Source organism: Streptomyces sp. NPDC053493, assembly GCF_044544825.1.
In the GTDB taxonomy this organism is placed as follows: Bacteria; Actinomycetota; Actinomycetes; order Streptomycetales; family Streptomycetaceae; genus Streptomyces.
The window spans coordinates 146590-166414 of the sequence record NZ_JBITXS010000001.1; the positions used below are offsets into that span (position 1 = coordinate 146590).

A 19825-nucleotide genomic window follows, 5' to 3' on the forward strand; every position below is an offset into this window, starting at 1 on the left:
CGGACTCTACCCGGGGTGGCGGGTTTCGCCCCTGAAGGTGCAGGGCACACCCTCACCCAAGAAGAGTGGGACGGGGGACGACGGGGGCAGGGGACGCCAGGGATTCGGAAGAGCCGCGCGACGGCCGGCCCGGAACCGGGCGGGAGAGAGGCAAGAAAGAAGGGACGCCTTCAGGCGCCCCTTGCATGTCCAGCTGTGCTGGCGAGAGGTGTTTCTCACCTGGCCCCTCGGGGCTGGGACCTCAGGTGAGCGCAGGCTCCGCCTTGGTGACGTCGAGATCGATGCTGTCCAGCAGCGACTCTCCCTGGTGAGCGGCGGCAGCGGTGAGCGCGTCGTTCTCGGACTGGATCCGAACAAGCTCGGACTCGAGGTCCTGGACGCGCTGCTGAAGCCGTCGCATCTCGGCGAGGAGTCGCGGGTCGGAGCCGCCGACGTAACCGAGAAGCGCCTTTGCCATGATGGATGGTCCTCCACACTGAGTGACCGACCGAATCGGTGTGGGTCGTGAGGGATTCGCACCCGCGGTGCCCGACCGTGCTTTTGTCGTGCCCGTTCTCACGGTCGAACAGCTGAGGTGCGCGGGGACTTCCAGAGTCTCACCAAAAAGTTTGACGGTCAACACGATCACGCCCCGCATCAAGGGATCACCGGGGGGTCCACGGCCGCACAGCATGCGGCGGCGCCTCGCAACTCGGTGCCCTGGGGGCTTGGGGATCATCCTTCCTCGCGCAGCCTGGCACGGCAAGTGCTTCTTGGCAATCACCAGGTCATTTCCGCTTCCCGGACTGTTCGTCGAACGTCCGCCCGAGGGCCTCGCGGGCCCTCGGACGGGGTGCCGGAATCAAGATCGTCGGGTGTTCTCAGCGGATGGCGAAGGTGTCGTAGATGCCGCGCGGGGTGTCCCAGATCTCAGTGACTCCGTCCACGCGTCCGGGCGTGTCGTCGGAGCGGAGCCAGTCGAGCAGACGGTGGCAATTCTCACTCGGGCCCTCGGCCACCACCTGCACCCGGCCGTCGTCGAGGTTCAGGGCGAAGCCGACGAGGCCTCCGATCTCCAGCGCGTTTGCCCTGGTGAACCAGCGGAAGCCCACTCCCTGTACCCGGCCGCGCACCCAGGCGGTCATCCGTACGTCGTCATCCATGGCTGCACGCTAACCGGCGGATTACGGAAGGAGCACGTCAGCCCGGCGTGTCATGGCGTACAGTCCCGACGGAACGGGCCTCACCCGTTCGGCGGGGCCTCGACCGGCAGTGCCCGCGAAAGCAAATCGCAGCAAAGATCGCAGTTCAGATCAGCAGTTCGGACCGGGCTCGGACCGTCAGGGAGGACGAGGAGATGGGACGCCATCGCGGCGCACGACGCGGCGCACCCGTACGCACCGGACTTCTCGGTGTCTCCGCCGCCGTCGCGGTCGGCGCGACGGCCGTCGCCGCGGGCCTGCTGCCCGGCGGCGACACGTTCACGGTCGGCGGCACGCCGGCGGCCGAGCAGCGCGTGGAGGCCCAGCAGGCCCCGAGCCTGAACACCCAGGGCGGCTCCTCGGTGAAGCCGGAGAGCCCGGGCACGACCGCGCCCGCCGGGAACGGCAGGGCCGCCTCCCGCAGCGCGGCCCCGTCCCCGAAGCCGTCCGTCACGCAGACCACCGCCGGCCCGAAGACCACCCGGTCCCCCGCCAAGACCCCGGCTCCCGAGGTCACCAGGACCACCAAGGCTCCCGCCAAGGCCGCCTCGCCGAAGCCGGCGAGGACGGTCCGCCCGACGCAGGCGCCGAAGCCCGCGCCGACGACCCAGGCGCCGAAGCCCGCTCCGCAGCCCACCCTGCGTTCGGTGAGCGCCCGGGAGGCCGCCGCGGAGGCGGAGGTCCTCCGGCTGGTGAACGTCGAGCGCGCCACCGTCGGCTGCTCCCCCGTCCGCTCCGACGCCGGGCTCGCCTCACTGGCCGGCGCCTTCAGCGCGGACATGGCCGCCCGGAACTTCTTCGACCACACCGACCCCGACGGCGCGACGCCCTGGTCCCGCGCCGCGAAGGCCGGCATCACCAGCCTCGGTGGCGAGAACATCGCCCAGGGCCAGGTCGACGCGGCCGCGGTGATGCGGTCGTGGATGGCGAGCGAGGGCCACCGCGCGAACATCCTGAACTGCTCCTACACGGCCCTGGGCGTCGGCGTGCACTTCGGCGCCGGCGGCCCCTGGTGGACGCAGGACTTCGGCTTCTGACCGACGCGCCGGAAGCCTCGGCGACCGCAGGTCCGCACGCCTCCCACGCCGTACGGGAAAGGGCCCCGTCACCTTCACGGTGACGGGGCCCTTTCCTATGGGCCGGTGGGCCGGTGGGCCCTGGTGGGCCCGGTCGGTCCCGCGGTCAGACCGCGGCCTTGCCGAGGGCGAAGGTGCGGGCGGTCGTCGCGACCCGGCGGCCGAGGTGCTCGGCGGTGGCGATGTCGGCCTTGTGGACCGCGTCCGGGCCGAGGTCGTTCGGGGTCTGCGCGGCGGCGCCGGAGAAGAAGCCGAGACGGTTGATGTCGTGCTCGGAGGCCTCGCTGGTGTTCCAGCCGGGCTTGAGGCCGAGGTTGACCCAGGTCATGCCGTGCTGGCCGGCGAGCGTCTGGAAGAACTGCAGGGTGTGCAGCTTGTCGCCGCTCTTCGAGCCGGAGTTGGTGAAGCCGGCGGCCAGCTTGTCGCGCCAGGCGTCGGTGAACCAGCGCTTGGAGGTGTCCTCGGCGAACTGGTGGAAGGCGCCGGACGCGGTGCCCATGTAGGTCGGCGAGCCGAAGACGATGGCGTCGGAGGCGTCGAGCAGCTCCCACTGGGCGTCGGTGATCTCGTCGACCTTGATCAGGTGCACGGTGGCGCCGGCGTCGGCGGCGCCGGCGCGCACGGCCTCGGCGAGGACGGCGGTGTGGCCGAAGCCCGAGTGGTAGGCGATGGAGACGACGGGCGTGGTCATGAAGAAGGCTCCTCGGCGGTGCGGGAACGGCGGGGCGAACGCCAAGAAGTAGAGCACTAACTTTTGGAAAGCGCAAGCAAGGGCACAGCGCTACCCGATAGACAGCGCTGTGCGGGAGTATGGTAGAGAGATGACCGACGACCGGGACCAGCCCACCTGTACCGACGCGGGCGCCGACGCCTGCGACGTGTTCGACGTATTCGCCAGGGCCTGCCCTTCACGCGGCACGCTGGAGCACGTGACCGGCCGCTGGGGCAGCCTCACCCTGGGCGCGCTCCACGAGGGCGGTTTCCGCTTCAACGAGCTGCGGCGACGGGTGGACGGCGTCAGCGAGAAGATGCTGTCGCAGACCCTGCACGCGCTGGAGCGCGACGGACTCGTGCACCGCGAGGCCCAGCCCACCAACCCGCCGCGGGTCGACTACCGGCTCACGCCGCTGGGCACCGAGGTCGCCGAGCAGCTGCTCGCCCTGATCCACCTGGTCGAGGGCCGCATGCCGCAGGTGCTCGCCGCCCGCGAGGCGTACGACGCGGAGCGCGCCGCCCTCGTCACACCCTGACGGGCGCCCCGCACGTCACGCCGTGACGCCGCCGAGGGCGCCCAGACCGCCCACGCCGCCGGTGCGGCTCACCCGCGGCGGGCGCTGACAGCGCGGGCAGTAGTAGCTGGACCGGTTCATCCAGGGCCGCCGGCGCATCGGCGTACCGCAGCGGCGGCAGGGCTCGCCCTCCCGCCCGTAGGCGTCGAGCGACCGGTCGAAGTAGCCGGACTCGCCGTTCACGTTGACGTACAGCGAGTCGAAGCTGGTGCCGCCCACCGCGAGCGCCGCGTTCATCACGTCCCGCACATGGCCGAGCAGTTCCGCGCTCTTGGCCCGGGTGAGCGTCGCGGTCGGCCGGTCGTAGTGCAGCTTCGCCCGCCACAGCGCCTCGTCGGCGTAGATGTTGCCGACGCCGCTGATCAGCGACTGGTCGAGCAGCGCCCGCTTGATCGTCGTACGCCGCAGCCGCAGCGCGGCCTGGAAGGCGGCGTCGTCGAAGGCCGGGTCGAGCGGATCGCGCGCGATGTGCGCGATGACGTCCGGCAGCCCGTCGGTGCTGTCCGGGGCGGTGTCGTGCAGCGAGAGGCCGCCGAAGGTCCGCTGGTCGACGAAGCGCAGCTCGGTCCGGTCGCCGTCGGCGAACCGGATCCGGATCCGCAGGTGCTTCTCGTCCGCCGCGTCCTCGGGCTGCACGAGCAGCTGGCCGCTCATGCCGAGATGGCCGAGCACCGAGGCGCCGGCGTCGGCGAGCGGCAGCCACAGGTACTTGCCGCGCCGCTGCGGGACGCCGAAGCGCTGCCCCGTCAGCCGGGCGGCGAAGTCCTCGCCGCCGCCGAGATGGCGCCGCACCGCCCGCGGGTGCAGGACCTCGACCTCGGCGACGGTCCGCCCCGCGACCCAGCGCTCAAGACCGCGTCGTACGACCTCGACCTCGGGCAACTCGGGCACGGCACTCCTCCGTAGACGTTCACTCGACGGCCGCTCGGGCCGGTGCGGCTGGTGCGACCGGCGCGGCCGGTGCTGCTGGTGCGGCCGCTCGGGCCGGTGCGACCGGTGCGACCGGTGCTCGCAGCCTACAACCGCCCCGGCATGACGACGCCCCCGTCCCCGGGCGGGGACGAGGGCATCGGGAAGCGTGAATCAGGCCGAGGCCTGGTCCTTGGTGGAAGAGGGGTCGGCGGCCTCTTCCGCACCGCTCTCGGCCGCGGCCTTCGCCGCCGCCGCGCGCTCGTCCGCGGCGGCGCGGATCGCGCGCCACGCGGACTCCGCCGCCTGCTGTTCCGCTTCCTTCTTGCTGCGGCCGGTGCCGGTGCCGTACGAGACACCACCGACGCGGGCGGCAGCCGTGAAGACCTTCTCGTGGTCCGGACCCTCCTCGCTGACGAGGTACTCCGGCACACCCAGGCCCTCCGCCGCGGTCAGCTCCTGGAGACTGGTCTTCCAGTCCAGGCCGGCGCCGAGGTTGGAGGACTTCTCGATCAGCGGGTCGAAGAGCCGGTGCACCAGCTCGGACGCCGCGTCGAGGCCCTGGTCGAGATAGACCGCGCCGATCACCGCTTCGAGGGTGTCGGCGAGGATGGACGCCTTGTCCCGGCCGCCCGTGCCTTCCTCGCCCCGGCCGAGCCGGATGAAGGAGCCGAGGTCGAGGCCGCGGCCCACCTCCGCCAGTGCGCGCGAGTTGACCACCGCGGCCCGCAGCTTGGCCAGCTGGCCTTCGGGCAGGTCGGGGTGGGTGCGGTAGAGCGTGTCCGTGACCACCAGACCGAGCACGGAGTCCCCGAGGAACTCCAGACGCTCGTTGGTGGGCAGACCGCCGTTCTCGTACGCGTAGGAACGGTGGGTCAGCGCACGCACCAGAAGGGCGGACTCGAGCTGATACCCGAGCCGCCCTTCCAGAAGCGTGTGGGACGAGGCCGAAGTGATGTGGTCAGACATCGTGCCTCTCACCAGCCCCTCAGACCGAGAGGACCTGGCGCTTGTTGTAGGTGCCACAGCTCGGGCACGCGATGTGCTGCTGCTTCGGCTCCTGGCAACGCTCACACGAAACCAGGGTGGGGACCGCAGCCTTCCACTGCGACCGGCGGTGGCGCGTGTTGCTGCGCGACATCTTCCGCTTCGGAACAGCCACGGCTACTTCTCCTGCTTCTCGTCGACACCGGATGCGGCATCGCTCATGTTGTCCTTCTCATCGGTTCCCAGCGAACCGGCGAGTCCCTGCAGTGCCGCCCAACGCATGTCGACGGCGTCATGGTGGTGGTCCGGGTTCTCGTTCAGGTTGATTCCGCACTCGGAACACAGACCCTCACAGTCCTCCCGGCACACCGGCTGCATCGGCAGTGCGAGCACCACCGCATCGCGCAGCACGGGCTCGAGGTCGAACATGCCGTCCTCGAGGGGGATCATGCCCTCGTCGTCCTCGGCTTCGTCGTCCGCGACCGCCTTGGAGCGGCCCCGGTCGTCGGAGTCGGGGTACGAGAACATCTCCTGGAAGTCCGCGTCGAGCTCCAGCTCGACGGGCTCCAGACACCTTACGCACTCACCCTCGGCCGATGCACGGGCGGTGCCTGTGACAAGCACCCCTTCCATGACCGACTCGAGACGGAGCTCGATCTCCACCGGCTCGCCCTCGGGCACTCCGATGACCCCCGCGATCCCCAGGTCCCTGGGGGCGTCGACCGTGCGGGAGATCCGCTGCATGGCACCAGGACGCCGCCCCAGCTCGTGCGTGTCGAACACGAGGGGGTTGCGGTGGTCGAGGCGCGTGCTCAGGGTTCTTCCTGCTTTCGGATCGTTCACGACGTGAGGGGCTGCCAGACGTGGGCAGCATGGATCGCGGATCATACGCGCGACCGAAGAGCCAGGATACTGGACGCTTCGCTCAGGGCCCAATCCGGGCCCCGCCCCAGCTCAGTGGCCCTGTTCGTAGCGGCGCAGCTGCTCCAGGTCGATCATGCCGGTGTCGAAGAAGCTGGTCTCGTCGAGCGAGGCGGCCTGCTGCGGCTGGGCCTGGGGCTGCGCCTGGTGCTGCGGGTAGCCGTAGGCGTCGGTCTGCTGCGGCTGCTGGTAGGCGTACGGATCCTGCTGCTGATAGCCGTACGGGTCCAGGGCCGGCTGCTGGTAGCCGTAGGGGTCGGCCTGCTGCGGCTGCTGGTAGCCGTACGGGTCGGACGGCGGCTGCGGCGGCTGGTGCTGGTGGTGCTGCTGCGGGGCGGCCTGCGCCTGCGCCGGGATCTGTACGGGCTCGGGGTCGGCCAGCTCCGCGAGGCCGGCCAGGTAGTCGGCGTCGCTGGTGTGCACCGAGGCGCCGGCCGCGTCCTGGGCGGCCATGTGCTCGCCGAGGGCGTCGCTGGCGATCCGACCGTGCAGCTTCTGCCGACCGCGGCCGACCGCCTCCAGGGTCTTGCTCAGGACCGCCTCGAAGGCGCCCAGCTTGGTGTCGACGTAGGCGTCGGCCCGCTGGATCAGGGTCTGCGGGTCGGCGCTGTACTCGGGCGCGTCCTCGTCCGCGTAACCCTGCTCGTCGAGGCCCGGGCCGCGGCCGAGCAGCTTCTCGCGGCCGCGGTCGACGGCGGCGATGGTCTTGTTGAGGACGACCTCGAAGTTGGCCAGCTTGGAGTCGACGTAGTCGTCGGCCTCGGCGCGGATCTCCTCCGCCTCCCGGCGGGCCTCGGCGAGGATCCGGTCGGCCTCGTCCTGGGACTGGCGGGCGACCTGGGTGTCGGAGATCAGCGAGCCGCGCTCGGCGTGGGCGGCCTCGATGATCCGCTCGGCCTCCTGACGGGCCTGCTCGACCATCTGCTCGCGTCCGCCGAGCAGCTCGCGCGCCTGCGCGAGGGAGCCCGGCAGGGCCTCGCGGACCTCGTCGAGCAGGGCAAGCAGCTCGGCCCGGTTGATCACACAGGACGCCGACATGGGCATGGAGCGGGCGCTTTGGACCGTCGTGACGATCTCGTCGAGCTTCTTCTGCACGTCCACCGGTGCTCGCCACTCTCTACAGCTGGATGGAGACGGACGGGACGACTGTAAGGCCAGTCGGGGCCCGTCCGGGACCTGGTGACGGAGCGTCAGGACCGGTGGCCGCGGGTCACGACCGGCGCAGCCGTTCGGTGAGGCGGTCGAGCACCTGCGGCGGCACCAAGTGGGAGACGTCGCCGCCCCAGGCCGCGACCTCCTTGACCAGCGAGGACGACAGGAAGCTGTAGGTCGGGTTGGTGGGCACGAAGAGGGTCTCGACGCCCGAGAGCCCGTTGTTCATCTGCGCCATCTGCAGCTCGTAGTCGAAGTCGCTGACCGCCCGGAGGCCCTTGACGATGGCCGGGATGTCGCGCTGCTTGCAGAAGTCGACGAGCAGGCCGTGGAAGGACTCGACCTCGACGTTGCCGAAGTCGGCGGTGACCTCGCGGATGAGCTCGATCCGCTCGTCGACCGTGAACAGGCCCTGCTTGGACTGGTTGATCATCACCGCGACGTGCACGACGTCGTACAGCTTGGAGGCGCGGGCGATGATGTCGAGGTGTCCATTGGTGATGGGGTCGAACGACCCCGGACAGACGGCGCGGCGCAACTTGGTTCCCTCGCTCTCCGGTCCGGTCATCGTGCGTCTTCGCACGTAGAGGCGGCGCGACCGTACCAAAACGTTCCCTCGCCGTAGCGACGGGACCGCATCGGTTCGAAGCCGTCCGGCCAGCCGAAGGCGCCGCCTCGGGTGCTGCGCTCCACGGTGACGAGGGCATCCTCGCCGATCCAGCCCCCCGCGCGCAGTGTGAGGAGGATCTCGCGAAGATCGTCGTCGGAGACGGCGTAGGGCGGGTCGAGGAAGAGCAGGTCGTACGGCTCGGCCGGGGCCGGTCCGGTGACGATCTGCTCGGCCTTGCCGGTGCGCAGTTCGGCGCCGGGCAGGCCGAGGGAGCGGATGTTCTCCCGTACGGTCCTGGCCGCGCGCGGGTCGGCCTCGACGAGCAGGGCGTGGGCCGCGCCGCGGGACAGCGCCTCCAGACCGACGGCGCCGGAGCCCGCGTACAGGTCGGCGACGCGGGCGCCCGCCAGGCCGTGGAACGACTCCCAGGTGGAGAAGAGCCCTTCCCGCGCCCGGTCGGAGGTGGGGCGGGTGCCGTTGCCCGGCGGCACGGCGATTCGGCGTCCGCCGGCGGTGCCGGCGATCACGCGGGTCATCTGGGGTCCTCGTCATCCATAGCCAGTGCGTAAGCAACAGCTTAGGGCGGCCCGGGCGGGAGGGAGACGGTCGTGCGGCGGTCAGCCCTTCCGGATGCTCCTCAGCCCTTGTCCAGATATTCCTCGCGCTCCTTGTCGAGCAGCGCGTCGAGGGCGGTGCGCAGCTCGGGGTGGGCGGTGAGGTCGGGGTCGGCGAGGACGAGGGCGGTGGCCTCCTCGCGGGCGGCGGCGATGACCTCCTCGTCCTCGATGACGGCGAGCATCCGCAGCGAGGAGCGGACGCCGGACTGGGCCTGGCCGAGGACGTCGCCCTCGCGGCGCTGCTCGAGGTCGATACGGGACAGTTCGAAGCCGTCGAGGGTGGAGGCGACGGCGGCGAGCCGCTGACGGGCGGGGCTGGCCTCGGGCATCTCGGTGACCAGCAGGCAGAGGCCGGCGGCGGAGCCACGGCCGACGCGGCCGCGGAGCTGGTGGAGCTGGGAGACGCCGAAACGGTCGGCGTCCATGATCACCATGGCGGTGGCGTTGGGGACGTTGACGCCGACCTCGATGACGGTGGTGGCGACGAGCACGTCCACCTCGCCGGCGGCGAAGCGGCGCATGACGTCGTCCTTGTCGTCGGGATGCATCCGGCCGTGCAGGACCTCCACGCGCAGCCCGGCGAGCGGGCCGGCCCGCAGCTGCTCGGCGACGTCGAGGACGGCGAGCGGCGGCCGCTTCTCGGCCTCGTCCTCGGGCGAGGCCTTCCGCCGGGCGCTCTGCTTCCGGTCCTCCTCGTCGCCGATGCGCGGACACACCACGTACGCCTGGTGTCCGGCCTCGACCTCCTCGCGGACCCGCTCCCAGGCGCGGGCGAGGAAGTGCGGCTTGTCGGCGGCCGGGACGACATGGCTGGCGATCGGCGAGCGGCCGGCGGGCAGCTGGTCGAGGACGGAGGTCTCCAGGTCGCCGAAGACGGTCATCGCGACCGTACGGGGAATGGGCGTGGCGGTCATGACGAGCAGGTGCGGCGTCCGCTTCTCCCCCTGGGAGTGCCCCTTGCCCCGCAGCGCGTCGCGCTGCTCGACGCCGAAGCGGTGCTGCTCGTCGACGACGACCAGGCCGAGGTCGTGGAACTGCACCTTGTCCTCGATCAGCGCGTGCGTGCCGATGACGACGCCGGCCTCGCCGGTGACCAGGTCGAGCAGGGCCTGCCGGCGGGCGGCGGCGCCCATGGATCCGGTGAGCAGCACCACCTTGGTGGCGTGCTCGGCCCCGCCGAGCATCCCGCCCTCGGCGAGCTCGCCCATCATCTCGGTGACCGAGCGGTGGTGCTGCTGGGCGAGGACCTCGGTGGGCGCGAGCATCGCGGCCTGTCCGCCGGCGTCGACGACGGCGAGCATGGCGCGCAGCGCCACCATGGTCTTTCCCGAGCCGACCTCGCCCTGGAGGAGGCGGTGCATGGGGTGTTCGGTGGCGAGGTCGTCGAAGATCTCCTGGGAGACCTTGCGCTGGCCCTCGGTGAGGGTGAAGGGCAGCTTGGCGTCGAAGGCGTCGAGCAGGCCGCCGGGCGTGGGGCGGCGGGCTGCGGCGGGCAGCTGGGTCTCGGCGTGCCGGCGGCGGGCGAGGGCGACCTGGAGGACGAAGGCCTCGTCCCACTTGAGGCGGTCGCGGGCGTCGGCGATGTCGGCCTTGGTGCGGGGCCGGTGGATCCGGGTGAGCGCGTCGGGCAGGTCGGTGAGCCCGCGGCCCTCGCGCAGGGCGGGCGGCAGCGGGTCGACGAGGCCGGCCCAGCCGGTGGCCGCCATCGAGTCGAGCGCGATGCCGACGGACTGCTCGATGGTCCAGGACTCCAGCTGCTTGCAGGCCGGGTAGATGGGCAGCAGCTCGTTCGCGAAGGCCTTGGCGGTCTCGGTGCCGCTGTCGGCGTCGAGGAGCTTGTACTCGGGGTGGGCGAGCTGGAGCCGGCGGTTGAAGACGCCGACCTTGCCGGCGAACAGGGCGCGCCGGCCGGGCAGCAGCTCGCGCTGGTGGAAGTGGACGGTGCGGCCGAAGAAGACCAGCTGCATCCGCCCGCTGCCGTCGGTGACGGTCACCTCGAGGCGCTGGCCCTTGCCGCGGCCGCCCTTGTTGAAGGTGTGCAGCCGCGCGTCGGCGACCTGGGCGACGACGGTGACGTGCTCGTCCAGCGGCAGGTCGGCGAGCGTGGTCAGCTCACCGCGCTCCGCGTACCGCCGCGGGTAGTGGTGGAGCAGGTCGCCGACCGTGTGCAGGTCCATGTGCTCGGCCATCACCTTGGCGGTGGCGGCGCCGAGCAGCTTCTTCAGTGGTTCGTCGAGCGCAGGCACGCGATCCATTGCACACCACACCACTGACATGCGTCGCCACCACCGGCGGGAAGGCTCCCGTGCCGTGCGGCCTACTCCACGCCGATCAGCAGCGGCGGGGCGCCGTCGCCGGCGTGGTAGACGGTGGTGTCGACGGCCAAGTAGGTGGTGCGGACGTGCTGTTCGAGGGTGGGCGCGAGGTCGGGCGGGGTGTCGGCGGCGACGACGAGGGTGACAAGTTCGCCGCCGGCCGAGAGCATGCGGTCGAGGACCGTGCGGGCGGTGACGGTGAGGTCCTGGCCGATGACGGCGACGTCGCCCTCGATCAGGCCGAGGACGTCGCCGGCCTGGCAGACGCCGGCCGAGGTGAAGGACTGGCGTTCGGCGACGGCGAGTTCGGCGTAGCGGGTGGCGCCCGCCGCGGCCGTCATCGCGACGACGTCCTCGTCGAAGCGGCGGTCCGGTTCGTGGACGGCGAGCGCGGCGAGGCCCTGGACGGCGGCGCGGGTCGGGATGAGGGCGACCCGGATGCCCTCGGCCCTGGCCTGTCCGGCGGCCGCGGCGGCGACCTGGCGCAGCTCGGTGTCGTTGGGCAGCAGGACGACCTCGCGGGCGTGCGCCCGGCGGATCGCCTCGGCCAGCTCCGCGGCGGACGGCGTCCGGCCGGGCCGGGCGAGCAGGGTGGTGGCGCCGGCCTCGGCGCACAGGCCCGCGAGGCCCTCGCCGGGCAGGACGGCGACGACCGCGCGTCCGGAGGGTTCGGAACGGGTCTCGAAGTGGGTGATGCGGATTCGGTACGGGCGTCCCGCCTCCACGCCGGCCTCGACGGCCGCGCCGGCGTCGTCGACGTGGACGTGCACGTTCCACAGCCGGTCGCCGCCCACGACCACCAGGGACTCCCCCAGCTCGTCGAGCCGGGCGCGCAGCCGCTCGACGGCGGACTCCTCGGCGTCGAGGAGGTAGATCACCTCGTACGCGGGTCCGGTCCCGCCCTCGCAGGCCGCGGCGGCGGCCGAGGCGAGCACCGGCCCGTGCGGCGCGTCGGCGGGGCGGACGGGCGCCTCGCCGGTGACGGCCTCGACGAGCGCTCCGAGGACCGCGACCAGACCGCGTCCTCCGGCGTCCACGACGCCCGCGCGTCCGAGCACGTCCAGTTGGCCGGGCGTCGCCTCCAGGGCCGTCCGCGCCCCTTCGTAGGCGCTCCTGGCCACCGTCGCGAGGTCCGTGCCGCCCGCGCAGGCGGCGGCGGCCGCGTCGGCGACGGTGAGGAGGGTGCCCTCGACGGGGTGGGCGACGGCCTGGCGGGCGGCGTGGGCGGCGCTCGCCAGGGCCGTGGAGAGGTCAGCGCCCCCGCTGCCCGGGGCGAGGCCTCCGACCATGCCGCGCAGCAGCTGGGAGAGGATCGTTCCGGAGTTGCCGCGGGCGCCGATCAGCGCGCCGTGCGCCATGGCCCGTATGGCCTCGGTCACGTCCGGTCCGCCGTCGGCGGGCGCGGCGGCGAAGGCCTCGTCGACCGCGCGGGCCGCGGATTCCACGGTGAGATAGAGGTTCGTGCCGGTGTCGCCGTCCGCGACGGGATAGACGTTGATGGCGTCGATCTCCTCGCGCTCCCTGCCGAGCGCCGCCAGCGCCCCTGCGCACCAGGATCGGACCGCTTCGGCGTCGAGGGTCTGCGGGGCTCGCGGCAACGGGTGGTCCTCCTGTGCTCTGCCGTGGGTTCACCGCAGGGTAGACCCGCACCGGCCCGGGGCCCGGGGCGGGGGCCGGACGGAACATGGTAGTTTCGTTCCACGGGAGCAGCCGTTGTATGCTGCTTCGGTTGCCCGGCACACGTCGGGCCATTCCCCGGCAAGCCACTTCAGATCCCTGATCCGATTCCGGTGCGCCGGATTTCACTGTAAATCTGAAGTCTTTGGAGTGACCCGTGGCTGCCAACTGCGACGTCTGCGGCAAGGGGCCGGGCTTCGGCAACAACATTTCGCACTCGCACCGCCGTACGTCTCGTCGCTGGAACCCGAACATCCAGCGTGTGCGTGCCGTGGTCGGTCGGACGCCGAAGCGGCTCAACGTCTGCACCTCGTGCATCAAGGCCGGCAAGGTCTCGCGCTAATTGGTGCTCCCCCCGCGGAAGCGGGGATAGCCCCGCCGACGTTTCGTCGTAGCGCAGCCCCTGCGGTTGCCTTGAAGGCCGGTTCACCTCGGTGAACCGGCCTTTTGCCATGTCCGGGTGCGGGAGCCGCGAGACGAGCCCTAGGACGTGCGGAAGCGCCAGCCGTGGTCCACCGGGCCGATGCCGCCGCCCAGGGCGAAGCCGGCCGCGATCGCTCCCGTCACGTACGTCTTCGCCTCCTCGACCGCCCGGGGCACGTCGAGGCCCTTGGCGAGCCCGGAGGCGACTGCCGAGGCGAGCGTGCAGCCCGTGCCGTGGGTGTGGCGGTTGTCGTGCCGCGGGGCGCGCAGCCAGTGCTCCTCGGAGCCGTCCGTCAGCAGGTCCACGGCCTGGTCGGCGGAGGCGGCGAGGTGGCCGCCCTTGATGAGCGCCCAGCGCGGCCCGTACGCGAGGACCGCGTCGGCCGCCCGTCGCATCCCGGCCTCGTCCTCGACGACGACGCCCGTGAGCTGCGTCACCTCGTCGAGGTTGGGCGTGGCGACGGTCGCGACCGGCAGCAGCTTCGTACGGACGGAGTCGAGGGCGGAGGCGGCGAGCAGCGGGTCGCCGTGCTTGGAGACGCCGACCGGGTCGACGACCACCGGGACGCCGCTGGTGCCGGCGAGCAGTTCGGCCACCGTCTCGACGAGGGCGGCGGAGGCCAGCATGCCGGTCTTGACGGCCTGGACGCCGATGTCGTCGACGACGGCCCGGTACTGCGCCCGTACGGCCTCCACGGGCAGTTCCCAGGCTCCCTGGACGCCCAGGGAGTTCTGGGCGGTGACGGCGGTGATCACGCTCATGCCGTGGACGCCGAGGGCGAGCATCGTCTTGAGGTCGGCCTGGACGCCCGCGCCGCCGCCGGAGTCGGACCCGGCGACGGTCAGCACGAGCGGGGGCCGGGAGGTCACTCGGTCTCCCCGAAGTGGTCCCAGCCGCCCTTGCTGTGCCAGGGCGCGCCGTCGACGGTCACCTGGGGCAGCGCGGAGGGGTTGAGGACCTCGCCGATGACCTTCCAGCGGGCGGGGAGCTTCACGTCGGGCGGGAAGGTGGCGACGATCGCGTGGTCCTCGCCGCCGGTGAGGACCCACTGGAGCGGGTCGACGCCGACGGCCTGGCCGATGTCGTTCATCTGGGTCGGGATGTCGATGAGGCCGGAGCGCAGGTCGATGCGGACCTTGCTGGCCTCGGCGATGTGTCCGAGGTCGGCGATCAGGCCGTCGCTGACGTCGCACATGGCGGTGGCGCCGAGTCCGGCGGCCGCGGGGCCCGCGTGGTACGGCGGCTCGGGGCGGCGGTGGGCCTCGACGAAGGCGCGCGGGGAGCGGAAGCCGCGGGAGAGCACCGCGTAGCCGGCGGCGGACCAGCCGAGCCAGCCGGTGTAGGCGACGACGTCGCCGGGCTGGGCGCCGCCGCGGGTGACCGGGTCGTGGTTGCGCAGGTCGCCGAGGGCGGTGATGGAGACCATGATCGTGTCGCCGCGGACGACGTCGCCGCCGACCACCGCGGCGCCCGCGACCTGACATTCGTCGCGCAGTCCGTCCATGAGTTCGGTGGGCCAGGTGACCGGGAGTTCGGCGGGGACGACGAGGCCGAGGAGCAGGGCGGTGGGTACGGCGCCCATGGCGGCGATGTCGGCGAGGTTCTGCGCCGCGGCCTTGCGGCCGACGTCGTAGGCCGTCGACCAGTCGCGGCGGAAGTGACGTCCTTCGAGCAGGATGTCCGTGCTGGCCACCACCCGCCGGTCGGGGGCGGAGACGACCGCGGCGTCGTCGCCGGGCCCGATCCGCACCGCGGGGGTGGAGGTGAGCCGGGAGGTGAGCTCCCTGATGAGCCCGAACTCGCCCAGCTCTCCGACTGTGCCCTTCACCGCGATTCACCTCGTGTCGTCGTGCCGGCCGCCGCGCCGCTCCGCCGCTCCTCGCCGTGCGGGTCGCGGGCCGTCACCGTGCCGGATACCGTCAAGTAGACCGTCAACTTCTCATGCGCGTACGCCACACCGCGGGCGCCTCCGAGCTCGGAGGTCTCCCCGTGGCCCGCGGCGACGCGGTACCGTGGCGTCTCTTTCTCCCACAAGATCCTCGTGGCCGCCCTGGAGGTTCCGTGGTACAGGCGTACATCCTTATTCAGACCGAGGTGGGCAAGGCGTCGACCGTCGCCGAGACCATCGCCAAGATCCCGGGGGTGATCCAGGCCGAGGACGTGACCGGTCCCTACGACGTGATCGTTCGCGCAGAGGCCGACACCGTGGACGCGCTGGGCCGCATGGTGGTCGCCAAGGTCCAGCAAGTGGAAGGCATCACGCGCACCCTCACCTGCCCGGTCGTGCATATCTAGCCCCCGTCTACCCTTGGCCGGTGATGTCTTCCCACCGGCCCTTCGGCCTGCCCGCTTCCGCCGCCGCGGCCGTGCTGCTGCTGGCCGTCGCGGGCTGTTCCTCTTCGGACGCGAAGGCGTCTGTCCCGGTGCCCCGCCCTCCGGCGGCCGAGGCCGCCCTCTGCCGTGCGCTCGCGAAGGAGCTGCCCGGCACCGTGGCGGGTCTGGAGCGGTCCGGCACCGAGCCGGAGTCCGAACTGACCGCCGCGTGGGGGGATGCGGCGATCGTACTGCGCTGCGGCGTTCCCAGGCCCGAAAAGATGAACGATCCCCAGGCCCAGGGCGTGGACGCGGACGGCGTGAACTGGCTGTTCGAGCCGCGCGAGGGCGACGGGCCCCGCTTCACCACGACGTACCGCAGGACGTACGTCGAGGTGACGCTGGACAAGCGCTACGCGCATGACGTGGGCCCGCTCGTGGGTCTCGCCGCCGCCGTGAAGAAGGCCGTGCCGCCGAGTCTGTGACCCGGCGGCCGGGCGGTCCGGCGGCCCCGTGGGTCCGCTAGCGCAGGCCCGTGGAGCGGTTCAGCGCGGCCTGGATGAGCCGGTCGACGAGCTCCGGGTAGCTCACGCCGCTCTCCTGCCACATCCGCGGGTACATGGAGATGGGCGTGAAGCCGGGCATGGTGTTGATCTCGTTGATGACGAAGTCGCCGTCCTCGGTGAGGAAGAAGTCGGCGCGCACCAGGCCCTCGCAGGAGACCGCCTCGTAGGCGGCGACGGCGAGGCGCTGGACCTCGGCGGTGGCCTCGTCGCCGATGGGCGCGGGCACCAGGCCGGAGGCCGAGTCGATGTACTTGGCCTCGAAGTCGTAGAAGTCGTGGTCGGTGACCGGCGGGATCTCGGCGGGCACGCTGGCGCGCGGGCCGTCCTCGAACTCCAGCACGCCGCACTCGATCTCGCGGCCGCGGACCAGCGCCTCGACGATGATCTTCGGGTCGAAGCGGCGGGCCTCCTCGATCGCCTCGTCGAGGCCGGAGAGGTCGTCGACCTTGGTGATGCCGACGGACGAGCCGCCGCGGGCCGGCTTCACGAAGAGCGGCCAGCCGTGGTCGGCGGCGAACTCCACGATCTTCTTGCGGGCCTCGGCCGGGTTCTGCTCCCACTCGCGCGGGCGGACCACGACGTAGGGGCCGACGGGCAGGCCGAAGGAGACGAAGACCCGCTTCATGTACTCCTTGTCCTGGCCGACGGCGGAGGCGAGGACGCCCGCGCCGACGTACGGGATGCCGGAGAGCTCCAGGAGGCCCTGAAGGGTGCCGTCCTCGCCGTAGGGGCCGTGGAGCATCGGGAAGACCACGTCGACCTCGCCGAGGGCCTTCGGCAGGGAGCCGGGCTCGCTGAGGACGACCTCGCGGCTGGCCGGGTCGACGGGCAGGACCACGCCGCCGTTCGCGGACTCGGCGAGCTCGGCGACGTCGGGCAGGGCGCGGTCGGCGATCGCCATCCGCTCGGGCGCGTCGGCGGTCAGCGCCCAGCGCCCCTCGCGGGTGATGCCGATGGGCAGCACGTCGTACTTGGTCCGGTCGATGGCGCTGAGGACGGCACCGGCGGTGACGACGGAGATGGCGTGCTCGGAGCTGCGTCCGCCGAAGACGACGGCGACGCGCGGCTTGCGGGGGCTCTGGGTGTTCTCGCTCATATCGCGATGAGCGTACCTTGCGAGGTCCGAACGGTTGAGCGCCCCGCCTCGCGTGTCAGCGGCGCTCCGGCTTGGCGCTGCGCGACATCAGCTCCTTGAGCGCGACGATCGGCGGCTTGCCCTCGTGGACGATCGAGACGACGGTCTCGGTGATGGGCATGTCGACGTCGTGCCGGCGGGCCAGATCGAGCACGGACTGGCAGGACTTGACGCCCTCGGCGGTCTGCTTGGTGGCCGCGATCGTCTCCTGGAGCGTCATGCCGCGGCCCAGGTTGGTGCCGAAGGTGTGGTTCCGGGAGAGCGGCGAGGAGCAGGTGGCGACGAGGTCGCCGAGGCCCGCGAGGCCGGAGAAGGTGAGCGGGTCGGCGCCCATGGCGAGGCCGAGGCGGGTGGTCTCGGCGAGGCCGCGGGTGATGAGGGTGGCCTTGGAGTTGTCGCCGAGGCCCATGCCGTCGGCGATGCCGACGGCGAGGCCGATGACGTTCTTGACCGCTCCGCCGAGTTCGCAGCCGACGACGTCGGTGTTGGTGTACGGGCGGAAGTACGGCGTCAGGCAGGCGGTCTGGAGGCGCTGGGCGACCGTCTCGTCGGCGCAGGCGGCGACGGCGGCGGCGGGCTGCCGGGCCGCGATCTCCTTGGCCAGGTTGGGGCCGGTGAGGACGGCGACGCGCTCGGCGGGCACGTCGGCGACCTCGCGGATCACCTCGCTCATCCGCTTGGCGGTGCCGAGTTCGATGCCCTTCATCAGGGAGACGAGGACGGTGTCGGCGGCGAGCTTCGGCGCCCAGTCGGCGAGGTTGGCGCGCAGCGTCTGGGAGGGCACGACGAGGACGGTGAACTCGGCGTCGCGGGCGGCCTCGGCCGGGTCGGCGGTGGCCGTGACGGCCTTGGGGAGTTCGACGCCGGGGAGGTAGTCGGGGTTGGTGCCGGTGGTGTTGATCGCCTCGGCGAGTTCGGCGCGGCGGCCCCAGAGGCTGACCTCGCAGCCCGCGTCGGCGAGCACCATGGCGAAGGCGGTGCCCCAGGATCCGTTGCCGAAGACGGCTGCCTTGGTCACGTCGTGGCCTCTCCGGTCGTGCCCTCTCCTGTCGTGCTCCGGCCGGTCGCGCTCGGGCCGGCGTCGCCCTGGCCGGTCGCGCTCTGCCCCGCCTTGCCCTGGGCCGCGGCCTTGCGCCGCTGCTCCAGGCGGGCCTTGCGGTGGTCGTACGGCTCGGCGGGCGCCTTCTCGCCGCGGACCTCCTCCAGGAGGCGGGTGATGGCCGCCATGATCTCCTCGGTGGCCTGGCGCAGCACGTCGGGCGTGGGCTCGACGTCGTGGAAGCGGGAGAGGTCGACCGGCGGACCGGCCTGCACGATCAGCGTCTTGCGCGGCCACAGCCGGAGCTTGTTCTCCTTGGCGTACGGCGGCATGGCCAGGTTCGCGCCCCACTGGGCGACCGGGATGACGGGCACCTTGGTGAGCAGCGCGACGCGGGCGGCGCCGGTCTTGCCGGCCATGGGCCACATGTCGGGGTCGCGGGTGAGGGTGCCCTCGGGATAGAAGGCGACGCACTCGCCGCGCTCGATGGCGTCGACGGCGGAGCGGAAGGCGTCGAGCGCGTCGGTGGTCTCGCGGTAGACCGGGATCTGGCCGGTGCCGCGCAGGATGGCGCCCACGAACGAGCCCTTGAAGAGGGCGGCCTTGGCCAGGAAGCGCGGGACGCGGCCGGTGTTGTACTGGTAGTGCGCGTACGACAGCGGGTCCAGGTACGAGTTGTGGTTCACCGCGGTGATGAAGCCGCCTTCGGCCGGGATGTGCTCCGTTCCGCGCCAGTCCCGCTTGAACAGCACCACCAGCGGGGGTTTGGCGATGACCGCCGCCAGGCGGTACCAGAAGCCGATTCTGCGGCGGGACACTCGGACACCTTTCTCCGGACTGGTTCGCGAGGGGTCAAGTCTCGCCCCCCGCTCCTGGCCTGTCGAGGACACCGTACGCCCCGGGGCTCGGGCTGATCGCGCGGGCGGGACAGAATGAGGCGCGATGGAGAGATACGCCGCCGGCGCCGCCGGCGACACCGCCGGCGAGGGCTGGTCCCTGGTCGTTCCCCTGAAACCGTTGGCGCGGGCCAAGAGCAGACTGGCCCCGGCGGTCGGCGGACCGCTGCGCGGGCGGCTGGCGCTGGCCTTCGCCGAGGACACCGTGGCGGCGGCCCTGGCCTGCCCGCGGGTGCGGGATGTGGCGGTCGTCACGGACGATCCGGCCGCGGCGGCGGCGCTCTCGGCGCTGGGCGCGCGGATCGTGCCCGACGTGCCGCGCGCGGGGCTCAACGGAGCCCTCGCGCACGGGGCGCGGGCGGTGCGGGCGCTGCGGCCCGGGGCGCGGGTGGCGGCGTTGAACGCGGACCTGCCGGCGCTGCGCCCGGCCGAGCTGGCCCGGGTCCTGGCGGTGGCGGCGCAATTCCCGCGGGCATTTCTCGCGGATGCCGCCGAAATAGGTACGACATTCCTTTCGGCCGCGCCGGGCGTGGAATTGGAACCGGCTTTCGGAGGGGCTTCACGGCGTCGGCATTTGTCGTCGGGCGCCGTGGAAATCCGGCTGACCGGGGTGGATTCCGTGCGCCGGGACGTGGACACCGGTGAGGATCTGGCGGCCGCGGTGGCCCTGGGCGTGGGGCCGCGGACGGCGGCGCGCCGGCCGCGGGCGGCCGGATAG

Annotated in this window: 23 protein-coding genes; 6 read left to right on the forward strand and 17 right to left on the reverse strand. The window is 72.2% G+C overall.

Annotated features, from left to right (window positions below):
- Positions 1-241: 241 nt before the first annotated feature.
- Positions 242-457 carry a hypothetical protein gene (locus ACIGO8_RS00620; RefSeq protein WP_399722294.1) on the reverse strand — a complete coding sequence of 72 codons (216 nt, stop codon included), beginning with the start codon at positions 455-457 and terminating at the stop codon, positions 242-244.
- Positions 458-860: 403 nt separating this feature from the next.
- Entirely contained in the window at positions 861-1142 is a 282-nt protein-coding gene (locus ACIGO8_RS00625) for an acylphosphatase (RefSeq protein WP_399722296.1), read from the reverse strand.
- Positions 1143-1336: 194 nt separating this feature from the next.
- Between ACIGO8_RS00625 and ACIGO8_RS00630 the strand changes: the two genes are divergently transcribed.
- On the forward strand, positions 1337-2218 hold the full coding sequence (locus ACIGO8_RS00630; RefSeq protein ID WP_399722298.1) for a CAP domain-containing protein: 882 nt from the start codon (positions 1337-1339) through the stop codon (positions 2216-2218).
- 145 nt (positions 2219-2363) lie between these two features.
- Here the strand turns inward: ACIGO8_RS00630 and ACIGO8_RS00635 are convergent, their stop codons facing one another.
- Positions 2364-2948: a flavodoxin family protein gene (locus ACIGO8_RS00635; RefSeq protein ID WP_399722300.1), complete on the reverse strand. Its 585-nt coding sequence runs from the start codon at positions 2946-2948 to the stop codon at positions 2364-2366.
- Between the two features lie 130 nt (positions 2949-3078).
- Between ACIGO8_RS00635 and ACIGO8_RS00640 the strand changes: the two genes are divergently transcribed.
- A complete protein-coding gene (locus ACIGO8_RS00640) occupies positions 3079-3507 on the forward strand; it encodes a winged helix-turn-helix transcriptional regulator (protein ID WP_399722302.1) in 429 nt (142 codons plus the stop codon).
- Between the two features lie 15 nt (positions 3508-3522).
- Here ACIGO8_RS00640 and mutM read toward each other — a convergent pair whose 3' ends face one another.
- The 9 genes from mutM to ACIGO8_RS00685 form a co-directional block, all read right to left on the reverse strand.
- Positions 3523-4437, reverse strand: a complete 915-nt coding sequence (gene mutM, locus ACIGO8_RS00645; RefSeq protein ID WP_399722304.1) for a bifunctional DNA-formamidopyrimidine glycosylase/DNA-(apurinic or apyrimidinic site) lyase — start codon at positions 4435-4437, stop codon at positions 3523-3525.
- Between the two features lie 192 nt (positions 4438-4629).
- Positions 4630-5424 (reverse strand): ribonuclease III, encoded by a 795-nt coding sequence (gene rnc / locus ACIGO8_RS00650; RefSeq protein WP_399722306.1) that lies wholly within the window; start codon positions 5422-5424, stop codon positions 4630-4632.
- A 19-nt stretch (positions 5425-5443) separates the two neighbouring features.
- Positions 5444-5617: a 50S ribosomal protein L32 gene (gene rpmF, locus ACIGO8_RS00655; RefSeq protein ID WP_030496967.1), complete on the reverse strand. Its 174-nt coding sequence runs from the start codon at positions 5615-5617 to the stop codon at positions 5444-5446.
- Positions 5618-5619: 2 nt separating this feature from the next.
- On the reverse strand, positions 5620-6225 hold the full coding sequence (locus tag ACIGO8_RS00660; protein ID WP_399724204.1) for a YceD family protein: 606 nt from the start codon (positions 6223-6225) through the stop codon (positions 5620-5622).
- 171 nt (positions 6226-6396) lie between these two features.
- Positions 6397-7464 (reverse strand): ATP synthase F0 subunit B, encoded by a 1068-nt coding sequence (locus ACIGO8_RS00665; RefSeq protein WP_399722308.1) that lies wholly within the window; start codon positions 7462-7464, stop codon positions 6397-6399.
- 109 nt (positions 7465-7573) lie between these two features.
- The gene (gene coaD / locus ACIGO8_RS00670; protein WP_399724207.1) at positions 7574-8053 is read right to left on the reverse strand and encodes a pantetheine-phosphate adenylyltransferase; all 480 of its coding nucleotides are present in this window, start codon (positions 8051-8053) and stop codon (positions 7574-7576) included.
- A gap of 26 nt (positions 8054-8079) precedes the next feature.
- The gene (gene rsmD / locus ACIGO8_RS00675; RefSeq protein WP_399722310.1) at positions 8080-8661 is read right to left on the reverse strand and encodes a 16S rRNA (guanine(966)-N(2))-methyltransferase RsmD; all 582 of its coding nucleotides are present in this window, start codon (positions 8659-8661) and stop codon (positions 8080-8082) included.
- Between the two features lie 101 nt (positions 8662-8762).
- Positions 8763-10997, reverse strand: coding sequence for an ATP-dependent DNA helicase RecG (gene recG / locus ACIGO8_RS00680; RefSeq protein ID WP_399722312.1), 2235 nt, complete (start codon positions 10995-10997; stop codon positions 8763-8765).
- Between the two features lie 62 nt (positions 10998-11059).
- Positions 11060-12655 carry a DAK2 domain-containing protein gene (locus tag ACIGO8_RS00685; RefSeq protein ID WP_399722314.1) on the reverse strand — a complete coding sequence of 532 codons (1596 nt, stop codon included), beginning with the start codon at positions 12653-12655 and terminating at the stop codon, positions 11060-11062.
- Positions 12656-12891: 236 nt separating this feature from the next.
- Here ACIGO8_RS00685 and rpmB point away from each other — a divergent pair, with 236 nt between their 5' ends.
- Positions 12892-13077 carry a 50S ribosomal protein L28 gene (rpmB, locus tag ACIGO8_RS00690; RefSeq protein WP_003957616.1) on the forward strand — a complete coding sequence of 62 codons (186 nt, stop codon included), beginning with the start codon at positions 12892-12894 and terminating at the stop codon, positions 13075-13077.
- A 140-nt stretch (positions 13078-13217) separates the two neighbouring features.
- Here the strand turns inward: rpmB and thiD are convergent, their stop codons facing one another.
- Together thiD and ACIGO8_RS00700 are read right to left on the reverse strand one after the other, a co-directional pair.
- Entirely contained in the window at positions 13218-14027 is an 810-nt protein-coding gene (gene thiD / locus ACIGO8_RS00695; protein WP_399722316.1) for a bifunctional hydroxymethylpyrimidine kinase/phosphomethylpyrimidine kinase, read from the reverse strand.
- Positions 14024-14986: a thiamine-phosphate kinase gene (locus tag ACIGO8_RS00700; RefSeq protein WP_399722318.1), complete on the reverse strand. Its 963-nt coding sequence runs from the start codon at positions 14984-14986 to the stop codon at positions 14024-14026. Before ACIGO8_RS00700 ends, thiD begins: the two co-directional genes overlap by 4 nt.
- A 233-nt stretch (positions 14987-15219) precedes the next feature.
- Here ACIGO8_RS00700 and ACIGO8_RS00705 point away from each other — a divergent pair, with 233 nt between their 5' ends.
- Complete coding sequence (locus ACIGO8_RS00705; RefSeq protein ID WP_046905450.1) at positions 15220-15453, forward strand: Lrp/AsnC family transcriptional regulator; 234 nt, start codon at positions 15220-15222, stop codon at positions 15451-15453.
- A 23-nt stretch (positions 15454-15476) separates the two neighbouring features.
- Entirely contained in the window at positions 15477-15956 is a 480-nt protein-coding gene (locus tag ACIGO8_RS00710; RefSeq protein WP_399724209.1) for a DUF3515 domain-containing protein, read from the forward strand.
- Positions 15957-15993: 37 nt separating this feature from the next.
- On the opposite strand, the gene ACIGO8_RS00715 is transcribed toward ACIGO8_RS00710, so the two are convergent.
- The 3 genes from ACIGO8_RS00715 to ACIGO8_RS00725 are packed head-to-tail and all read right to left on the reverse strand — an operon-like array spanning position 15994 to position 19029.
- The gene (locus ACIGO8_RS00715; protein WP_399722320.1) at positions 15994-17133 is read right to left on the reverse strand and encodes a D-alanine--D-alanine ligase family protein; all 1140 of its coding nucleotides are present in this window, start codon (positions 17131-17133) and stop codon (positions 15994-15996) included.
- Positions 17134-17188: 55 nt separating this feature from the next.
- The gene (locus ACIGO8_RS00720; protein ID WP_399724214.1) at positions 17189-18139 is read right to left on the reverse strand and encodes an NAD(P)H-dependent glycerol-3-phosphate dehydrogenase; all 951 of its coding nucleotides are present in this window, start codon (positions 18137-18139) and stop codon (positions 17189-17191) included.
- A 47-nt stretch (positions 18140-18186) separates the two neighbouring features.
- Positions 18187-19029, reverse strand: coding sequence for a lysophospholipid acyltransferase family protein (locus ACIGO8_RS00725; RefSeq protein ID WP_399722322.1), 843 nt, complete (start codon positions 19027-19029; stop codon positions 18187-18189).
- Positions 19030-19153: 124 nt separating this feature from the next.
- On the opposite strand from ACIGO8_RS00725, the gene cofC reads away from it, so the two are divergent.
- Complete coding sequence (gene cofC / locus ACIGO8_RS00730) at positions 19154-19825, forward strand: 2-phospho-L-lactate guanylyltransferase (RefSeq protein WP_399722323.1); 672 nt, start codon at positions 19154-19156, stop codon at positions 19823-19825.